Genomic DNA, 15549 nt, shown 5'->3' with positions numbered 1-15549 from the left:
TGAGTCCGCTCATCTTTAACTGATCCACTGCTATCGGGGGCAAGCCCCCTCCCACACTTTTAATCGAGGCGTGTCAGCGGACTATTTTGTCGACCTGGATGCCCAGCTTCTTCAACCGATACCAGAAGCTTCTCTCGGAAATCCCGATCTTCGCCGCCGCCGCAGCCTGCACGCCGTTGCTCTCCTGCAAGGCGGCCAGGATATACGCCTTCTCCACCTCCGCCAGCGCCGCATCCAGGTCCTGGGGAATCCCCGGCCCGTCGCTGAGGATCGCGGTCACGCCGCCTTCGCTGGGTTTGGAAGCAAACAGATAACCTGGCAAATCAACGTCTTCGATCACGGGCGTGGCTGCCACGATGGTCGCGCGCTCCACACAGTTTTGCAGCTCACGAATATTGCCCGGCCAGTGATACGCGGCCATGGCCTGCAACGCTTCAGGGCTGAAGCCGGTAATACGCTTGCCGGCAGTGGCGCTGAGGGTCCGGGCAAAGTGACGGGCCAGGGGCGCGATGTCTTCCACGCGTTCACGCAGGGCCGGCAGCGGGATCGGGAACACATTGAGGCGGTAATACAGGTCTTCGCGAAACTCCTTGTTGGCCACCGCCTCCAGCAGGTTCTTGTTGGTGGCGGCGATCACCCGCACATCCACCCTGCGCTCGCGGGGGTCGCCCACCGGCTCGATCACCCGCTCCTGCAAGGCGCGCAGGATCTTGGCCTGCAATGCCAGGGGCATATCGCCCACTTCATCGAGAAACAGCGTGCCCTTGTCGGCCTGCTGAAAGCGCCCGACCCGGTCAGACACGGCGCCGGTAAACGCGCCCTTGCGATGGCCGAACATTTCGCTTTCCAGCAACCCTTCGGGGATCGCCGCGCAGTTGACCGCCACAAACGGCTTGTCGGCACGGCTGCCGTGCTTGTGGATGGCGCGGGCGACCATTTCCTTGCCGGTGCCGCTTTCGCCGGTCAGCAGGATGGTGGTACTGCTGTCGCGCACCGAATCCACCGCCTGCAGCACTTTGCGAAACGCCGGGCTGTCGCCCACCAGGCTGTCGAACTGCGCCTGCTCATCCAGCTCGGCGCGCAGGCGCGCGTTGTCGCGCATGATGTCGCGAAACTGCAGGGCCTTGGCCACGGTGATGTCCAGCTCGTCGATATCGAACGGTTTGGCAATGTAGTCGTAGGCACCGTTGCGCATCGACTGCACGGCGTTTTTTACCGTGCTGTAGGCGGTCATCACGATGACCGGCACGTGGGGGTAACGCACCTTGATCTCGGCCAGCAAGGCCGGCCCGTCCATGCCCGGCATGCGCCAGTCACTGATCACCAGGTCGATGTCTTCCTGTTCCAGCACCTTGAGCGCATGCAGGCCGTTGCCCGCAATGAACACCTGCACGTTGTTCTGGCCCAGGGCCGACGCCAGCAGGTCGCAGAGTTTGGGTTCGTCGTCGACTACCAGAATGTTATGCGTCATGACTGTCCTCGTCGTCTTCGCCTGTCGCTGGAATGTACAGGCTGAAGGTGGCGCCGGCATCGTTTTCGCTGGCGCATTCGATGCTGCCGTCGTGACTTTCCATGATCGAATAGACTTTGGCCAGGCCCAGGCCCGTGCCCGAGGCCTTGGTGGTGACGAATGGCGTAAAGATACGCTCGATCATCTCCGGTGCGATGCCCTGGCCGGTGTCGGCGATGGCGATGACGGTGTTGTCGCCCACGCTGCGGATGCCCAGGGTCAGGCGCCCGCCTTCAGGCATGGCATCGATGGCGTTGAGAATCAGGTTGAGGCAGGCCTGCTTGAGTTGCTTGGCGTCGGCGTAGATCGTCGCCCCCGGCGCCTGGTCGTCGATCTGCGCGTCGATGTTATGGCTGGCCAGTTCCGGCGCGCAGAAGCCCAGGATCTCCTCCACCAGCGGACGGGCCGGCTGCAGCACGCGCAACGGTGGGTTGGGTTTGGCAAAGTCGAGGAACTCGGTGATCAAGTCATTGATGCGGCTGACTTCGCTGATCACATATTCCAGGTGACGCTTGTCGGCGTCCGGCAAGTCTGCGCGGCGGTGCAACAACTGGGTGGCCGTCTTGATGATACCCAACGGGTTACGGATCTCATGGGCCAGGCCCATGGCGACTTCACCCAGGGCATGCAGGCGATCGCGCCGGCGCAGTTGGGCTTCGAGGTGGTGCAGCTCGCCCAGGCGCTCGGTCATATGGTTGAAGGTGCTGCTCAATTGCGCCAGTTCATCGCCGCCACTGACCAGCACGCGGTGCGTGTAGTTGCCTGAGATCACCGCGCCCACGCCTTCGGACAAGTCCCGCAACGGCTTGGTCAGGCGCCGTGACACCAGCACCCCCGCCGCAAGGGACAGCGCCGAGCTGAGCAGGAAAATCAGCACGAACAGATTGCTCTGGTTCACCAGCCCCACCAGGCTGGTATGGCGCAGCAGGCCGCTGAAAATCACGCCTTGGAGGTCACCAGCGTCATTGAAGATCGGCCAGTACAACCCGCTGTAGCTGTTGGTGAACTGCTCGCTGGGCTGCTTGGTACTGCGCATCGCGGTCTCGACACTTTTCGGAATGCGCGCAGGATGGTCCACGAAGCGCTGGGTCGAAAATATCTCCGAGAACCCCTCGGGGTTGGCCAGGTACAGGCGCAGGTCGAGGGAATGCACATCGGCCACGCTGGTGAGAAAGCTGCTGTCCAGGTAGGTCGCCACCAACAGGCGGTAGTCGACCCCGTCCTGGCTGGTTTCGAAGGTCGAGACCACAATCCCGGTGCTCACCCCCGCCACTTGTACGGTCTGCAGCACCGCATTGCTGGTCAGGCTGATCTGTTTCACGATGTCATCGGAGGCGGTGCTGAACACCACCTTTTGATCGCTGGTGCGGATCAGCGCCACCACGTCGATGTCGGTGGCATCGGCGATGTCCGCGGTCAGCCGGTCATGCTTGGCCGCCTGCCGGCTCGAGGGCGGGCTGGTGTAGCGCAGGAACAGCTTGGCCATGCGCGCGTTGTCGTGAAGGATGTCGCCGATCTCGTCCTTGACGATCTTGGTCGATTCCTGCAGCCAGATACGCACGTTGCTGTCGAAAATCTGCGACAGCGTGGTCGCCGCCAGCTCCGCCGCGATCATGGTGGGAATCACGCTGACCAGCCAGAACGCCAGCACCAGCTTGCGCTGGACGCTCCAGCGCGAAATGGCAAAGGGGCGGGCTTTCTGGCGGGTCTTGGTGATCATCAGGTTTCGCTTATCGCAGCAGCCATGGCAGGGTCGGAACGATCCGGTCGAATAAACAGTTTTACAAGCGTGAGCAGGCCGTTGACCAGCCGGTTGCGGTGGCGGAAAAACACACTGTTGCCCTGGAACTCGCAGCCCAGGCGCAGCTTACTGGCATAGCCGGCCTGGCCGCACTCATACACCGCAATATTGTGTTGAATACAGTAGTCGACGTTGGTCAGCCAGCTGCGGAAGTACAGGTTGTAGTCACGGGTGAACGCAACGTCATGGGCGAAAAACTTGTCCACCAGCCGGTGCTCGTCCAGCAGCAGCAGGTTGAACGCCACCAACTGCTCGTCGACCCAGTAAAGAACACAGACGGCGCGATCGCCAAGACGTTCCAGCACGCCGGTGAAATAGCCGGCAGGCAGGCGTTCGAACTGCAACTCGGCGCGCGTCAGCGTGGCTTCATACAGGCGCATGATCTCGGGCAGCACGTCATTGATATTGCCGCGCCACTCCACCCGCGGTCCAGGTGCACGCAGCTTGCGGCGCAAGTCCTTGCGGGTGGATTTGCCCAGCGAGCCGAGGTAGGCGTCCACCGAGCCGTATGGCAGCGGCAACACCCCGGTGGGCAATCCCGGCATGCTTTGAAAACCCGCCACCCGGCAACTGTCGAGCCAATGGGGGTCCTGGCTGGGTGCATCCTTGACCGCCAGCAGGCCGATACCGAAATCATCGGCATCCCGGCGCGCGGCCTCCAGCAAGTGTTTGAGCAACAACGGGCGACGCGACTCGGGCACGCCACTGGCCACCCCGGCGTCGCAACGCTCGGCCACCGGGGAGCCAATGGCATACAGGCCCAATTGCAAAACACCCGGCCACAGCCGCTCCACACGTTCGGCCAAACGCTTGCCGGCGCCCGACACCGTGGTGTCGAGGCGATAATGGGTGATGAACGCGGCAGCCACGGCCACCAGCGTTCCATTGTCATAAACCGCCAGGTAGCGCCATTGGAAATCATCGATGGCGGCATTTTCCACGGCGACGTAATAATCCCAGTCTTCCAGGGCACCGGGAAAACAGTCGTTCCAGGCGCTACGCTGGAGGGCCCGGATGGTCGGGAAGGCTTGGGTGGTGATCACATCGTTTCCCTTGTTATGGCTGGCGAGCTTGCTGTGGTGAGCGGCTCATTGTGGTGAGCGGGCTTGCCCCGCTCACCACAACAAGCACGCTCACCACAACAGCAAGCCAGCTCAACACAACAAGCACGCTCGCCACCCAGTAAGCCGGCGTCCACAAACGCGGTGTGCCGTTCGACAAAGTCGGCACTCAACTCGATCACCCGGCGGTATTGCAGGTCGACGGTGATCATGTGGTAGCAGTTGTCCAGCAGGATCTTGGTCACCGGGCCGCCCAGGTGACGCTCCACGTAATCGGCATTCCAGCGGCTGGTGATGTCGTCCTCGAGGGAGTGCAGCACCAGGGCCGGCACCTTGACCTTGGGCATGCGTTTCCTGACCACGGCGTTCATGCGGTGCAATTCGCGCACCGTGATGCCTTCCATGGTCAGCAAACCGGCTTCGCTGCTCTGCCCTTCCTTCATCTGCCGCTCGACGATTGCCCGCAGGCGTTCGTTCTTGATGCCGTAGGGCGGCTTCTCTTCGAAGCGGCAGATGTGCACGCCGAACGGAATCTTCATCAGCAACGGCGTGAGGAATGCCAGCTTGTTGATGCTCCAGCCGTCGTACTTGAGGGTGGTGGAATACATCAACAGCCCGGCAACTTGCCCAGGGTGCTCGGCAGCCACGTACATCGACATCACCGCGCCCATGGACAAGCCACCGACAAACACCTGCTCGTGGCGTTGCCTGACCTGCACGAAGGTCTTGCGCACGCCCTCGTACCAGTCCAGCCAGCCGGTGGCCTGCAGGTCGCTGTTGTCACCGCAGTGCCCGGCCAGGGTGGGCACGTACACCGTGCAGTTACCCGCCTTGGCCAGTCCCTTGGCGACCTGGCGCAATTCCGTCGGGGTGCCGGTCAGGCCGTGGATCAACAGGATCCCGACCGGACCTTCACCGAGAACGAAACCGGCGCTGCCTTCACCGAGGTCGATCCCGGCGGCGCTCACCGTTGGGTCGCCCGTACCAGCAGTTGCTCGAGCAGCTTCAGGCCCAGTTCGATTTCCGGGTAGCTGATTTCCAGGGACGGTGCCAGGGTGATCACGTTTTTGTAGTAGCCGCCCACGTCGAGGATCAGGCCGAGTTTGCGGCCATCGACGACCATGTCGCCTTTCATGCCTTCTTCGACCATGTAGTCCAGGGTCGCCTTGTCCGGCGTGAAGCCGTCCGGGCCGCAGATTTCGCAGCGCAGGGCCAGGCCCAGGCCGTCGACGTCGCCGATGATCGGGAAACGTTTCTGCAGGTCCTGCAGGCCTTCGAGGAAGAATTTGCCCTTGGCCATGACCATCGCGCCGTAGTCGACTTCGTTGGTCATCTTGAACATTTCCAGGCCCACCGCCGTGCCCAATGGGTTGGAGGCGAACGTGGAGTGGGTCGAACCTGGCGGGAAGATCTTCGGGTTGATCAACTCTTCACGGGCCCAGATGCCGCCCAATGGGTTGAGGCCGTTGGTCAGCGCCTTGCCGAACACGATCACGTCCGGCTGGACGTCGAAGTGCTCGATGGACCAGAGTTTGCCGGTGCGGTAGAAGCCCATCTGGATTTCGTCGGACACCATCAGGATGCCGTGCTGGTCCAGTACCTGCTTGAGTTCGCGATAGAAGTTCATCGGCGGGATCACGTAGCCGCCGGTGCCCTGGATCGGCTCGACGTAGAACGCGGCGTACTCACTCTGGCCCACTTTCGGGTCCCACACACCGTTGTATTCGGTCTCGAACAGGCGCGCGAATTGCTGCACGCAGTGGCTGCCGTACTCTTCCTTGGTCATGCCTTTAGGCCCGCGGAAGTGGTACGGGAACGGGATGAACTGCGCACGCTCGCCGAAGTGGCCGTAGCGGCGACGGTAGCGGTAGCTGGAGGTGATCGACGAGGCGCCGAGGGTCCGGCCGTGGTAGCCGCCTTCGAAGGCGAACATCAGGCTTTTGCCGTTGGTGGCGTTACGCACCACTTTCAGGGAGTCTTCGATCGACTGCGAGCCGCCGACGTTGAAGTGCACGCGACCGTCGAGGCCGAATTTTTTCTTGGCGTCCACCGCGATCATTTCCGACAGCTCGATCTTGCCTTTGTGCAGGTACTGGCTGGCGATTTGCGGCAGGGTGTCGATCTGCTGTTTCAGCGCATTGTTCAGGCGCGGGTTGGCGTAGCCGAAGTTGACGGCCGAGTACCACATTTGCAGGTCGAGGTAGGCCTGGTCTTCGGTGTCCCACACGTAGGAGCCTTCGCACCGGCTGAAAATACGCGGTGGCTCGATGTAGTGAACGGTGTCGCCGTAGGAGCAATACTTGGCTTCTTTATCCAGAAGGATCTGGTCTTCGGCGGTAGCGATGCGGATATCAGACATGATGGAAGAGTTCCTGATTGTCAGAAGAGGTGTTGAAGGTGGTGGCGTTGGCGGCGATGCCCTGAGGCAGGCGGGCCAGCAACGCAGGCACTTCGGCGAAGGTGTCGAAGCGCGCGTGAGGGATGTTGTTGGCTGCGCAGTACTGGGCGAGGCTGCCTTTGGCAAATACGAAGTCGGCGGTGGAGGCCACGCACATGTCCGACTTGCCGTCGCCGATCACCAGCACGCGCTTGTTGCGCGGGGTGGATTTGCACTTGCAGTTGCCGGACGCCGCACGGCACGCATCGCTGGCATACGGGAAGTCGATGCGCCAGCTGTTCTGGTCGACCTGGCGCAGGCGGTTGGCGAGGATCGGCAGCAAGGTCACGTAGTTGCGCGACAGGATCCGCGCAATACCCTGTTCGATGCCGTCGCTGACCACTTCGAGGGAAGCGCCCAGGCCGAGCACGTGATCGACGAAGTCGGGGAAATCCGGGTCGATCTCGACACTGTCGAAATACGCCAGCAGTTCACTTGGGGTGGCCTTGATCAGCGCCAGTTGACGGCTCAGGCATTCGCGGGAACCGATATGCCCATCCAGCCATTCCTGTTCGATGGTTTCCCACTCGGGGCCGGCGAAGCGTTGGAGGACGTTGTCGATGACATCGGTGGGGGTAATGGTCCCGTCGAAGTCACACACGATATGCCAGTGGATCATCTGCGTTTACCTTGAGGAGCGCGCTGTGTGCGCTTGCCCAAGGGGTAGAGCAGGGAGTGTGCCAACTGGCTGAAGCCCAGCCGGGCTGGGGGTTCTGGCGTTAGCGGTGGAGATATGTGTCGTGCAAGCTACAATTTTTGTAGCTCGCTACAAACAAGATGAGTGCTTGCGCAAGGGATGCCCTTCGCGCGTTCATGCGCGCATGTCCACATAAGGAACCTGCTCCATGCTCAAACTCACTTGCGCTGTATTCGCCGGTTTACTGGGGCTGTGGGGCATTGCCGGCACCGCCCTGGCAGCCCCGGTCACCGGTGAAGTCGGCGCGGGCCTCAGTTATCAACCCCACGACCCCACCGGCAGCCGCTACGAAACCCGCCCCGTGCCCTACCTGGACCTGGACTGGGGCCCTGTCAGCCTGAGCACCGATGACGGCCTGACCTGGAGCGCCCTGAACACCAACGGTTTTACCGCCGGCCCCTATATCAACTACCTGCAGGGGCGTACCTCCAACGGCGAGCTGCAAGGCCTGCGCAATGTGTCGGACATGGCGGAAGTGGGCGGTTTCATCCAATACGCGCCGGCCGACTTCTGGCGCGTGTACGCCCGGATGGGCCAGGCCGTGGGCGGCGGGCATTCGCAGAGCGGCGCGCTGGGCAAGGTCGGCGGCGAGCTGGGCTACCCACTGGGTGGTGGGGTTATCGGCAGCAGCGGCCTGGCGGCGAATTTCGCCGATGCGCGCCAGACTCAGACCTATTTCGGGGTAGACGCCAATGAATCCGCGGCCTCCGGCATTCGCCCCTACAACGCCAGCGGCGGATTCCAGAACCTCACGCTGACCCAAAGCTTCGAGTTCCCCCTGGCCTCCCACTGGTCGCTGCTGACCAGCGCCAGCTGGATCCACCTGGTGGGCTCGGCGGCCAACAGCAGCATCGTCAAGGAGACGGGCGACGTGAACCAGGGCCAGGTGCAGACGGCGATCAGCTACACGTTCGATTGATCACTTCGGACAACATGTGGGAGCAAGCCCCCTCCCACATGAATCCGTGTTTCAGTTTTCCTCGCCTTCGGCCAGCAGTGCTATACCGCCGATGATCACTGCCACCCCCACCCAATGCAGCGGGCTGATGTGCTCCCCCAGCCCCAGCCACGAACCCAGCAACACCACCACAAACACCAGCGAACTCAACGGAAACGCCAGGGACAGGCTGCTGCGCCGCAGGATCAGCATCCACACGAAAAACGCGCCGATGTAGCTGGCGATCGCCGCCAGGATCCCCGGGTTGCGCGCCACCTCGGACAACCACAGCCAGTTGAAATCCATCTGCCCCAGCTGGTCCCCTGCAACTTTGGTAAACAGCTGCCCGGCACTCTCGGTGCAGATCAGCAAGGCCCACAGCACCACCGTGCCGAGGCGCCCATGCAACCAACCGGTATGCATCGTTTGCGTACTCATGCCTGACTCCCAGCAATCGCTACCAGCATCACACCCAAGGTAATCACCAGCGTGCCCAGCCAACGACGGCGGCTGACGGTTTCGCCCAGTACCACCTTGCCGGCCAGCACCACCCCGCAATAAGCCAGGGCCGCCGCTGGGAATAACAAGCTCAACGGCGCACGAGACAGCGCTTCGAGCCATACGAAAAACTCGATCACATAGGCACCGATCCCCGCCCACAGCAACGGCGCATTGAACACCTGGCCCCAGAACGCATTCAGGCGAAAACCGCCCTCCAGCTCCGGCAAGCGGTCCAGGCCGAGCTTGAAACACAGTTGGCCGATCACATCGAGCACGATGGAAAAGGCCACGAGCAACACCACAGTCAAGGTCACGGGAACAGCTCCTCAAACAGGTCGATCAGGGCTTCATTGGTGTCGGCGTTGCGCTGCAGATCCTCCGGGCTCCAGCGCTCCGCGGGCGGCTGGTCGGACTTGGCTTCCCAACGCTTGAACGCGTTGCTGAACGCCGGCGTGGCGAACTCGCCGCACACGTCGATGCCGATGATGCGCTTGCGTGCCGCCAACGCCCGCAGGGCTTGCAGCAGGTGGGTCAGGCGCATGCCGCCCTGGTCCCAGTTGGTGGCGGCGTCTTCACTGGCAAGCACGTCTTTGTCGATGGTGATCCAGATCGCTTCGGTGGGCAGGCTGCCGATCATCTGCTCGAGAAACGCAGCCCAGTCCAGCTCCGCCAGGTTGCGCCAGTGCAGGTGGTTTTCCTGCTGCTGGTGGCCGGCGCCATCGCCGACCCGGCCCCAGACTTTTGACGGCGGGTGCTGCCAGGGGAACAGTTGCAGGCGCCCGCGCTTGAGGGCTCCGAGGTTGCCGCCACGCAGTTGCGGGTTATGCAGGTCATCGCTGCATGGGCCGAGGGTGACGATGCGTTTGATCGCCGGCATGTTCAGTGCGCGGTTGACCCATGAGCCACAGTGGCGCTTGGGCGCAAAGCGCACCCAGTCGGGGTGGTTGTCGAAGTGGATCAGGCTGATGGGTTCTTTCAGGTCGGCCAGAAACGCCGGCGTCAGGTGGTGATAATCGCCGGAGCCGACGAACAGGATTTCCGGGCGCGCATCCGTGGGCCGGGGCCGCCGGGCCAGGCGTTCGGCGAAGCGCTTCCAGGTTTTTTCGGTGGACCACAGGCGCAGCTTCGGGCCCAGGTCCAGCAGGTCGATACGCGTGGCACGGCCACTGGCCAGGCGCCGGGCAATCGGTGCCTGACCGGTGAGGCTGTGGTCGAGGTCGAGAATGTTCAAGGTCATGTTTCCCCTATGGCTTTAGGGGGACAATGCAAGGGGCGGGCCAGCGCTTACCTCAAGGACAGTGAGAAACAAATGTGGGAGGGGGCTTGCTCCCGAGAGCAGAGTGTCAGTCAACAAAGATGTTGAATGTGCCACCGCTCTCGGGGGCAAGCCCCCTCCCACATTTGGATCAGTGTTCGATTTTAGTTTTTAGCTTCGTTGATGATCTGGCGAATCGCACCCACAAAGGCTTCCGCCGGCTGGCCACCGCTGACGGCGTACTGGTCGTTGAACACGATGGTCGGCACCGAGCTCACCCCACGGGATATCCACAACTGCTCTTGCTCACGGACTTCAGCGGCGTATTCATCGCTGGCGAGAATCTCGGCGGCGCGCTTTATATCCAGGCCGACGCTTTCGGCGATGATCGCCAGGGTGGCGTGATCGGAAGGGTCCTGGCCATCGCTGAAGTAGGCCTTGAACAACGCTTCCTTGAGGTTGTACTGCAAGCCCTCGAGCCCGGCCCAATGCAGCAGGCGGTGTGCGTCGAAGGTGTTGTAGATACGGCTCTGGCCGTCGGTGCGGAAGGCAAAGCCCAGCTCGGCGCCCATGTCGCGGATACGCGCACGGTTGGCCTGGGACTCTTCGGCGCTGGAGCCGTATTTCTCGGTGATGTGTTCGACGATATTTTGCCCTTCGGCGGGCATGTTCGGGTTCAGTTCGAACGGCTGGAAATGGATCTCGGCCTGCACCTCGGTGCCAAGCTGGTCGAGGGCTTCGGTCAGGCCGCGCAGACCGATGATGCACCAGGGGCAGGACACGTCGCTGACGAAATCGATTTTCAGGGGAGTACTCATGACAGGCAACCTCGCAGGCTTCAATACGCCGTAAAGGGTGCACGATACACCAATGTCACAGCAGCTTCGAAGGCCCGACCGGATCGATCTGCGCCCAATGGGCGGCATCTTCACGATGAGCCTGCAGGTACGGCAGCACCGCCGTCAGCAGCGGCGCCTTGAACGCTTCCTGGAAACGATGGGCCATGCCGGGAATCAACTTCAACTGGCTGCCCTGGATATGCGCCGCCAGGTGCACGCCGTGCATCACCGGCAGCAAAGGGTCGGCGGTGCCGTGGACCACCAGTGTCGGCACGCGCAGCTGGTTGAGCAACGGCACACGGCTGGGTTCGGCGAGGATCGCCATGATCTGGCGCTTCACGCCGTCCGGGTTGAAGGCGCGGTCATAGGACAGCGCCGCCTGGTGCAGCAACACCTGGCGATCGTCCTTCACCGTCGGGCTGCCCAGCGCCGCGAGCAAGTCGGCCTGCTGCTCCAGCGCCACTTCGCGATTCGGCGCACTGCGTCGCGACAATAACTGCACCAGCGCCGCATTCGGGGCCGGCAAGCCTTCGGCGCCGGAACTGGTCATGACCAGGGTCAGGCTTTCCACGCGCTGCGGCGCCATCGCCGCCAGGTGCTGGGCGATCATGCCGCCCATGCTCGCACCCAGTACGTGGAACTGCTGGATCTGCAAGGCGTCCATCAGGCCCAGGGCGTCATCGGCCATATCCGTCAGCGTGTACGGCGCCGATACCGGCAGGCCGAGCTTGTAGCGCAGCACTTCAAAGGTCAGGTTGGCGTTCGCCGGCGCCTGGCGCCAGGTGGACAGGCCCACATCGCGGTTGTCATAGCGGATCACCCGGAAACCCTGCTGGCACAGGGCAACGACGACTTCGTCGGGCCAGTGAATCAGTTGCCCGCCCAGGCCCATCACCAGCAGCAAGGCCGGGTCGGACGCACGGCCGATACTCTGGTAGGCGATGCTCACCTGGGCCAGGTCGACCGTTTGGGTCGGGACATTGACATCACATCGAGACGCCGCAAAAGACGGCAGGCCGAACAGTAGAGCGGCCAGTAAAAGCAACACGCGCATGAAAAACACCGAAACGCAGAACCCCAGTAGAGCGCGAGTCTGATGAAGTTTGTTCAAGGGCGCTGCCACAGTTCCATGACAGTTTGATGAAGAGTGCCCGGCGGTCATGATCGACACGGGTTGCAACATGAGACAAACTCACGCTATCCCGCTTCGTCACAAATTGTCTTCATGGAGAGCCCGTGCTCGAGATCCGTCACCTCAAGACCCTGCATGCCTTGCGCGAGGCCGACAGCCTGGTGGAGGCCGCCGAGCGCCTGCACCTGACGCAATCGGCACTGTCCCACCAGTTCAAGGAGCTGGAAGAGCGCCTGGGCATGCCGCTGTTCGTGCGCAAGACCAAACCCGTGCGTTTCACCAGCGCCGGCCTGCGCCTGCTGCAACTGGCCGACGCCACCCTGCCCCTGCTGCGCGGTGCCGAGCGCGATATCGCGCGCCTGGCCGGTGGCACCGCCGGACGCCTGCACATGGCGATCGAGTGCCACAGTTGTTTCCAGTGGCTGATGCCGACCATCGACCAGTTCCGCGATGCCTGGCCGGAAGTCGAGCTGGACCTGGCCTCGGGCTTTGCGTTCGCGCCGCTGCCGGCCCTGGCCCGTGGCGACCTGGACCTGGTGGTGACATCCGACCCGCTGGAGCTGCCGGGCATCACCTATGTGCCGCTGTTCACCTACGAAGCCATGCTCGCCGTGGCCAACCAGCACGCGCTGGCGAACAAGGCGTACATCGTGCCCGAAGACCTGCTGAGCGAAACCCTGATCACCTACCCGGTGGAGCGCGACCGCCTGGACATCTTTACCCGCTTCCTGGAACCGGCCGACGTGGAACCGGCCCAAGTGCGCACCTCGGAACTGACGGTGATGATGATGCAACTGGTCGCCAGCGGCCGCGGCGTGTGCGGCATGCCCCATTGGGCCCTGCATGAGTACAGCTCGCGCGGCTACGTGAAGGCCAAGCGCCTGGGCGAGAAAGGTTTGTTTGCGACGCTGTATGCGGGGATTCGTGCGGATATGCTGGATGCGCCGTATATGCGCGATTTTTTGCTGACGGCCAAGGACACGTCGTTTTCAACGCTGGATGGCGTGAGCGCGGTGCGCTGAAACAATACGGTTCTAAATGTGGGGTGCTTGCCCCCTCCCACATTGGCTCTCAGTCAGCGTTGAGTTCGCGCCACATGTAGATTTTGTCGAAGTAGTCCATACCCACCCGCACCGCCAGCGGTTCCAGGCCGTACTGGATAAACCCGCAGCGTCGGTACAGCGCAAACGCCGCGTCGTTGCCGGCGGTGACGGTCAGTTGGATCACTTTCAGGCGCGGATGCTGGCGTGCCTCATCCAGCGCGGCCTCGACCAATCGCCGGCCCAGGCCTTTGTGCTGGTGCGCCTGGGTCACGTACATGCCGAACAGGGTCACTTTGTGCCGCGCCTTCTCCCGAGGCTCGAAGGCCAGGCCGACGATGCCGGCCAGCTCATCCCCGGCGTACGCGCCGAGCAAACGATCCAGCGGACTCTCCAGGCGCTTTTCCCACCAGCTCAACGGCATCGCCGCACGCTCGGCCACGCTGGAAGTGAACGCTTGGGGATAGGCGCCGTAGGCTTCCAGCATCAACGCCCGATAAGCCTCGGCATCGCTGGCCCCCAGCGCACGCACGTTCATTCGCGTCAGGCCGGCGTGGTCAGTGACGCGCGGTAAAACGGCAGGATCAGGTCACGGGTCAAGGGCGCCAGCACCAGGCCGCCATCACCGGCCGGGTCGATCCAGCGCACCTCTTCGATTTCAGCGGCCGGGCTGACCGGAACATCGATCTGCACCTGGAACAATTCAGCGTCCACGGTAAACCCCGGTTCGTTGGCCGAAGGGGCCGAGAAGTGACCCAGGTAGACCGCGTCGCCGGGCTCGATGCGCAGGTTCAGCTCTTCGTACAGCTCGCGGGCCAGGGCCTCGGCGGGCTGCTCACCGGCGTCGATCTTGCCACCGGGTTGCATAAAGGCCTGGGTGCCGCGCTTGCGCACCAGCAAGGTGTGGCCGTCGCTGCCGATCAGCAGGGCAGCGGCGATACGGATAGTGCTAGGCATGAACTGAAAACCTTGAACTCAAACAATGAAAATTAATGGAGCACCCCTTCGCTCTCGTCCGGCTCCTTGATGAACACGCTGTACTTGGCGCCTTCCATCGCCTCGAACGCAATCAGCTTGTCCACCAACGGCAGGTTCAGCACCTTGCCGGCGTTAAGGAGCAACATGCCGTTATCGGCGTTGAGGTTACGCGCCAGGACCATACCGTCTTCCAGCTCACGGGTGGTGAGCACCTTGACCGTGGGATCGCCCAGGGTCACATCACTGAGAAACGCAGCGCACGCCAGGATGAAGTCCTCGACCAGGTCCGGATCGTAGAGGCGCCCGGCATATTTGCGGATATACAACAGCGCTTCATCGCTGTTCAGGTGCCGCTCAAGGATCAGGCCTTTCTGCAACTCGATGAAGTCCACCGCCAGTTTCAGCAGGCGTGAACCGAACGGAATCGCATCGCCCTTGAGGTGGTCGGGGAAGCCACTGCCGTCCCAGCGCTCCTGGTGATGACGGATAATCCGCGCCGCATCTTTCATCGGCTCCAGGGTCATCAGCAGCGATTCGCTCTGGGCCGGATAGCCACGGTAGCGCTCGCGATCGGTGCTGTGCAGCTTGTCGGCCGGCTCGATCAACATGCTGTCGCTCCAGCTCAGCTTGCCGATGTTGTACAACGCGGCGGCCATGGCCATGTCGCGGGCGCTGGCTTCGTCTATGGACTGGGCGGTGCAGTACACCCGCACCAGTTCGATCAGTGCGCGGTTGGTCTGTTTGTTCTTGGGCAGGCGCAGGTTGGCCAGCAACGAAAACACTTCGGTGCCGGTCACGTAGCTGCGCTTGAGCTCGTCGTAGGCCAGGTCGAGCATGTCGGCGGTCTGTTGCAACTCACTGGTGCGTGCTGCCACGCGCTTTTCCAGGGTCGCGTTCAACAGCTTGAGCTGGTCGTTCTGCTGGTGGGCCAGGCGCTCCAGCCGCTGAAATTCCAGGGCCTGCTGCAGGATCAGCTTCAGTTCGTCGTCGTTCCAGGGTTTGCCGATATAGCGGTGGATCGCCCCTTCGTTGATCGCCTTGATGATCGTCGGCAGGTCGGCGTAGCCGGTGAGCAGGATGCGACTGGTGGCGGGATAAAGGCGATGAACCTCAGCCAGCAATTGTGCGCCGTCCATGCCGGGCATACGCGCATCGCTCATCACCAGGTCGATGGGCTGGGCGGCCATGATCTCCAGGGCCTCGGCACCGCTGCCCGCAAGCACGACATCGAAGGGTTGGCCGCGCAACAGGCGACGCAAGCTGTTGAGAATCGACTCTTCATCGTCGACCAGCAAAATAGTGGGTTTCGTCGCAAGTTGTTCATCCATGCCTGCTGCGCCTTCACATTGAACTGAATTGAG

16 protein-coding genes are annotated in these 15549 nt (G+C 62.5%); 2 read left to right on the top strand and 14 right to left on the bottom strand.

Features of this window, described 5'->3' with window-relative positions; genetic code table 11:
• Nucleotides 1–73 precede the first annotated feature (73 nt).
• The 6 genes from BB029_RS07115 to BB029_RS07090 are packed head-to-tail and all read right to left on the bottom strand — an operon-like array spanning nucleotide 74 to nucleotide 7428.
• Entirely contained in the window at nucleotides 74–1471 is a 1398-nt protein-coding gene (locus BB029_RS07115) for a sigma-54 dependent transcriptional regulator (protein WP_065938690.1), read from the bottom strand.
• Nucleotides 1461–3230: a HAMP domain-containing sensor histidine kinase gene (locus BB029_RS07110; protein ID WP_065938689.1), complete on the bottom strand. Its 1770-nt coding sequence runs from the start codon at nucleotides 3228–3230 to the stop codon at nucleotides 1461–1463. The genes BB029_RS07115 and BB029_RS07110 overlap by 11 nt, the downstream gene beginning before the upstream one ends.
• Nucleotides 3230–4354, bottom strand: coding sequence for a GNAT family N-acetyltransferase (locus BB029_RS07105; RefSeq protein ID WP_065938688.1), 1125 nt, complete (start codon nucleotides 4352–4354; stop codon nucleotides 3230–3232). Before BB029_RS07105 ends, BB029_RS07110 begins: the two co-directional genes overlap by 1 nt.
• Nucleotides 4351–5340, bottom strand: coding sequence for a carboxylesterase (locus BB029_RS07100; RefSeq protein ID WP_083236346.1), 990 nt, complete (start codon nucleotides 5338–5340; stop codon nucleotides 4351–4353). The genes BB029_RS07105 and BB029_RS07100 overlap by 4 nt, the downstream gene beginning before the upstream one ends.
• On the bottom strand, nucleotides 5337–6731 hold the full coding sequence (locus BB029_RS07095; RefSeq protein ID WP_065938687.1) for an aspartate aminotransferase family protein: 1395 nt from the start codon (nucleotides 6729–6731) through the stop codon (nucleotides 5337–5339). Before BB029_RS07095 ends, BB029_RS07100 begins: the two co-directional genes overlap by 4 nt.
• A complete protein-coding gene (locus BB029_RS07090) occupies nucleotides 6724–7428 on the bottom strand; it encodes an MtnX-like HAD-IB family phosphatase (protein WP_027604610.1) in 705 nt (234 codons plus the stop codon). Before BB029_RS07090 ends, BB029_RS07095 begins: the two co-directional genes overlap by 8 nt.
• Nucleotides 7429–7654: 226 nt before the next feature.
• On the opposite strand from BB029_RS07090, the gene BB029_RS07085 reads away from it, so the two are divergent.
• Entirely contained in the window at nucleotides 7655–8425 is a 771-nt protein-coding gene (locus BB029_RS07085) for a MipA/OmpV family protein (protein ID WP_065938686.1), read from the top strand.
• A 51-nt stretch (nucleotides 8426–8476) separates the two neighbouring features.
• On the opposite strand, the gene BB029_RS07080 is transcribed toward BB029_RS07085, so the two are convergent.
• The 5 genes from BB029_RS07080 to BB029_RS07060 form a co-directional block, all read right to left on the bottom strand.
• Entirely contained in the window at nucleotides 8477–8881 is a 405-nt protein-coding gene (locus BB029_RS07080) for an EamA family transporter (protein ID WP_065938685.1), read from the bottom strand.
• Nucleotides 8878–9258 (bottom strand): transporter, encoded by a 381-nt coding sequence (locus BB029_RS07075; protein WP_065938684.1) that lies wholly within the window; start codon nucleotides 9256–9258, stop codon nucleotides 8878–8880. Before BB029_RS07075 ends, BB029_RS07080 begins: the two co-directional genes overlap by 4 nt.
• Nucleotides 9255–10175, bottom strand: coding sequence for an arginase (locus BB029_RS07070; protein ID WP_065938966.1), 921 nt, complete (start codon nucleotides 10173–10175; stop codon nucleotides 9255–9257). The genes BB029_RS07075 and BB029_RS07070 overlap by 4 nt, the downstream gene beginning before the upstream one ends.
• A gap of 188 nt (nucleotides 10176–10363) precedes the next feature.
• Nucleotides 10364–11017 (bottom strand): DsbA family oxidoreductase, encoded by a 654-nt coding sequence (locus BB029_RS07065; RefSeq protein WP_065938683.1) that lies wholly within the window; start codon nucleotides 11015–11017, stop codon nucleotides 10364–10366.
• A 55-nt stretch (nucleotides 11018–11072) separates the two neighbouring features.
• Complete coding sequence (locus BB029_RS07060) at nucleotides 11073–12092, bottom strand: alpha/beta fold hydrolase (RefSeq protein ID WP_065938682.1); 1020 nt, start codon at nucleotides 12090–12092, stop codon at nucleotides 11073–11075.
• Nucleotides 12093–12274: 182 nt separating this feature from the next.
• Here BB029_RS07060 and metR point away from each other — a divergent pair, with 182 nt between their 5' ends.
• Nucleotides 12275–13192: a transcriptional regulator MetR gene (gene metR / locus BB029_RS07055; protein ID WP_027604617.1), complete on the top strand. Its 918-nt coding sequence runs from the start codon at nucleotides 12275–12277 to the stop codon at nucleotides 13190–13192.
• 49 nt (nucleotides 13193–13241) lie between these two features.
• Here the strand turns inward: metR and BB029_RS07050 are convergent, their stop codons facing one another.
• The 3 genes from BB029_RS07050 to BB029_RS07040 are packed head-to-tail and all read right to left on the bottom strand — an operon-like array spanning nucleotide 13242 to nucleotide 15516.
• A complete protein-coding gene (locus BB029_RS07050) occupies nucleotides 13242–13748 on the bottom strand; it encodes a GNAT family N-acetyltransferase (protein WP_065938681.1) in 507 nt (168 codons plus the stop codon).
• A 5-nt stretch (nucleotides 13749–13753) separates the two neighbouring features.
• Nucleotides 13754–14167, bottom strand: a complete 414-nt coding sequence (locus BB029_RS07045; protein WP_065938680.1) for an NUDIX domain-containing protein — start codon at nucleotides 14165–14167, stop codon at nucleotides 13754–13756.
• A gap of 32 nt (nucleotides 14168–14199) precedes the next feature.
• Nucleotides 14200–15516: an HD domain-containing phosphohydrolase gene (locus tag BB029_RS07040; protein WP_065938679.1), complete on the bottom strand. Its 1317-nt coding sequence runs from the start codon at nucleotides 15514–15516 to the stop codon at nucleotides 14200–14202.
• Between the last annotated feature and the right edge of the window lie 33 nt (nucleotides 15517–15549).

It is taken from the genome of Pseudomonas sp. S3E12 (assembly GCF_001702295.1).
Classification (GTDB): Bacteria; Pseudomonadota; Gammaproteobacteria; order Pseudomonadales; family Pseudomonadaceae; genus Aquipseudomonas; species Aquipseudomonas marginalis.
This window is presented reverse-complemented; position numbering and strand designations above follow the sequence as displayed.

Bases quoted from the DNA above. Each gene is read 5' to 3' on its own strand.
- BB029_RS07115 (WP_065938690.1), bottom strand. From the start codon at position 1,471: ATGACGCATAACATTCTGGTAGTCGACGACGAACCCAAACTCTGCGAC.
- BB029_RS07110 (WP_065938689.1), bottom strand. From the start codon at position 3,230: ATGATCACCAAGACCCGCCAGAAAGCCCGCCCCTTTGCCATTTCGCGC.
- BB029_RS07095 (WP_065938687.1), bottom strand. From the start codon at position 6,731: ATGTCTGATATCCGCATCGCTACCGCCGAAGACCAGATCCTTCTGGAT.
- BB029_RS07090 (WP_027604610.1), bottom strand. From the start codon at position 7,428: ATGATCCACTGGCATATCGTGTGTGACTTCGACGGGACCATTACCCCC.
- BB029_RS07085 (WP_065938686.1), top strand. From the start codon at position 7,655: ATGCTCAAACTCACTTGCGCTGTATTCGCCGGTTTACTGGGGCTGTGG.
- BB029_RS07080 (WP_065938685.1), bottom strand. From the start codon at position 8,881: ATGAGTACGCAAACGATGCATACCGGTTGGTTGCATGGGCGCCTCGGC.
- BB029_RS07065 (WP_065938683.1), bottom strand. From the start codon at position 11,017: ATGAGTACTCCCCTGAAAATCGATTTCGTCAGCGACGTGTCCTGCCCC.
- BB029_RS07060 (WP_065938682.1), bottom strand. From the start codon at position 12,092: ATGCGCGTGTTGCTTTTACTGGCCGCTCTACTGTTCGGCCTGCCGTCT.
- BB029_RS07050 (WP_065938681.1), bottom strand. From the start codon at position 13,748: ATGAACGTGCGTGCGCTGGGGGCCAGCGATGCCGAGGCTTATCGGGCG.
- BB029_RS07045 (WP_065938680.1), bottom strand. From the start codon at position 14,167: ATGCCTAGCACTATCCGTATCGCCGCTGCCCTGCTGATCGGCAGCGAC.
- BB029_RS07040 (WP_065938679.1), bottom strand. From the start codon at position 15,516: ATGGATGAACAACTTGCGACGAAACCCACTATTTTGCTGGTCGACGAT.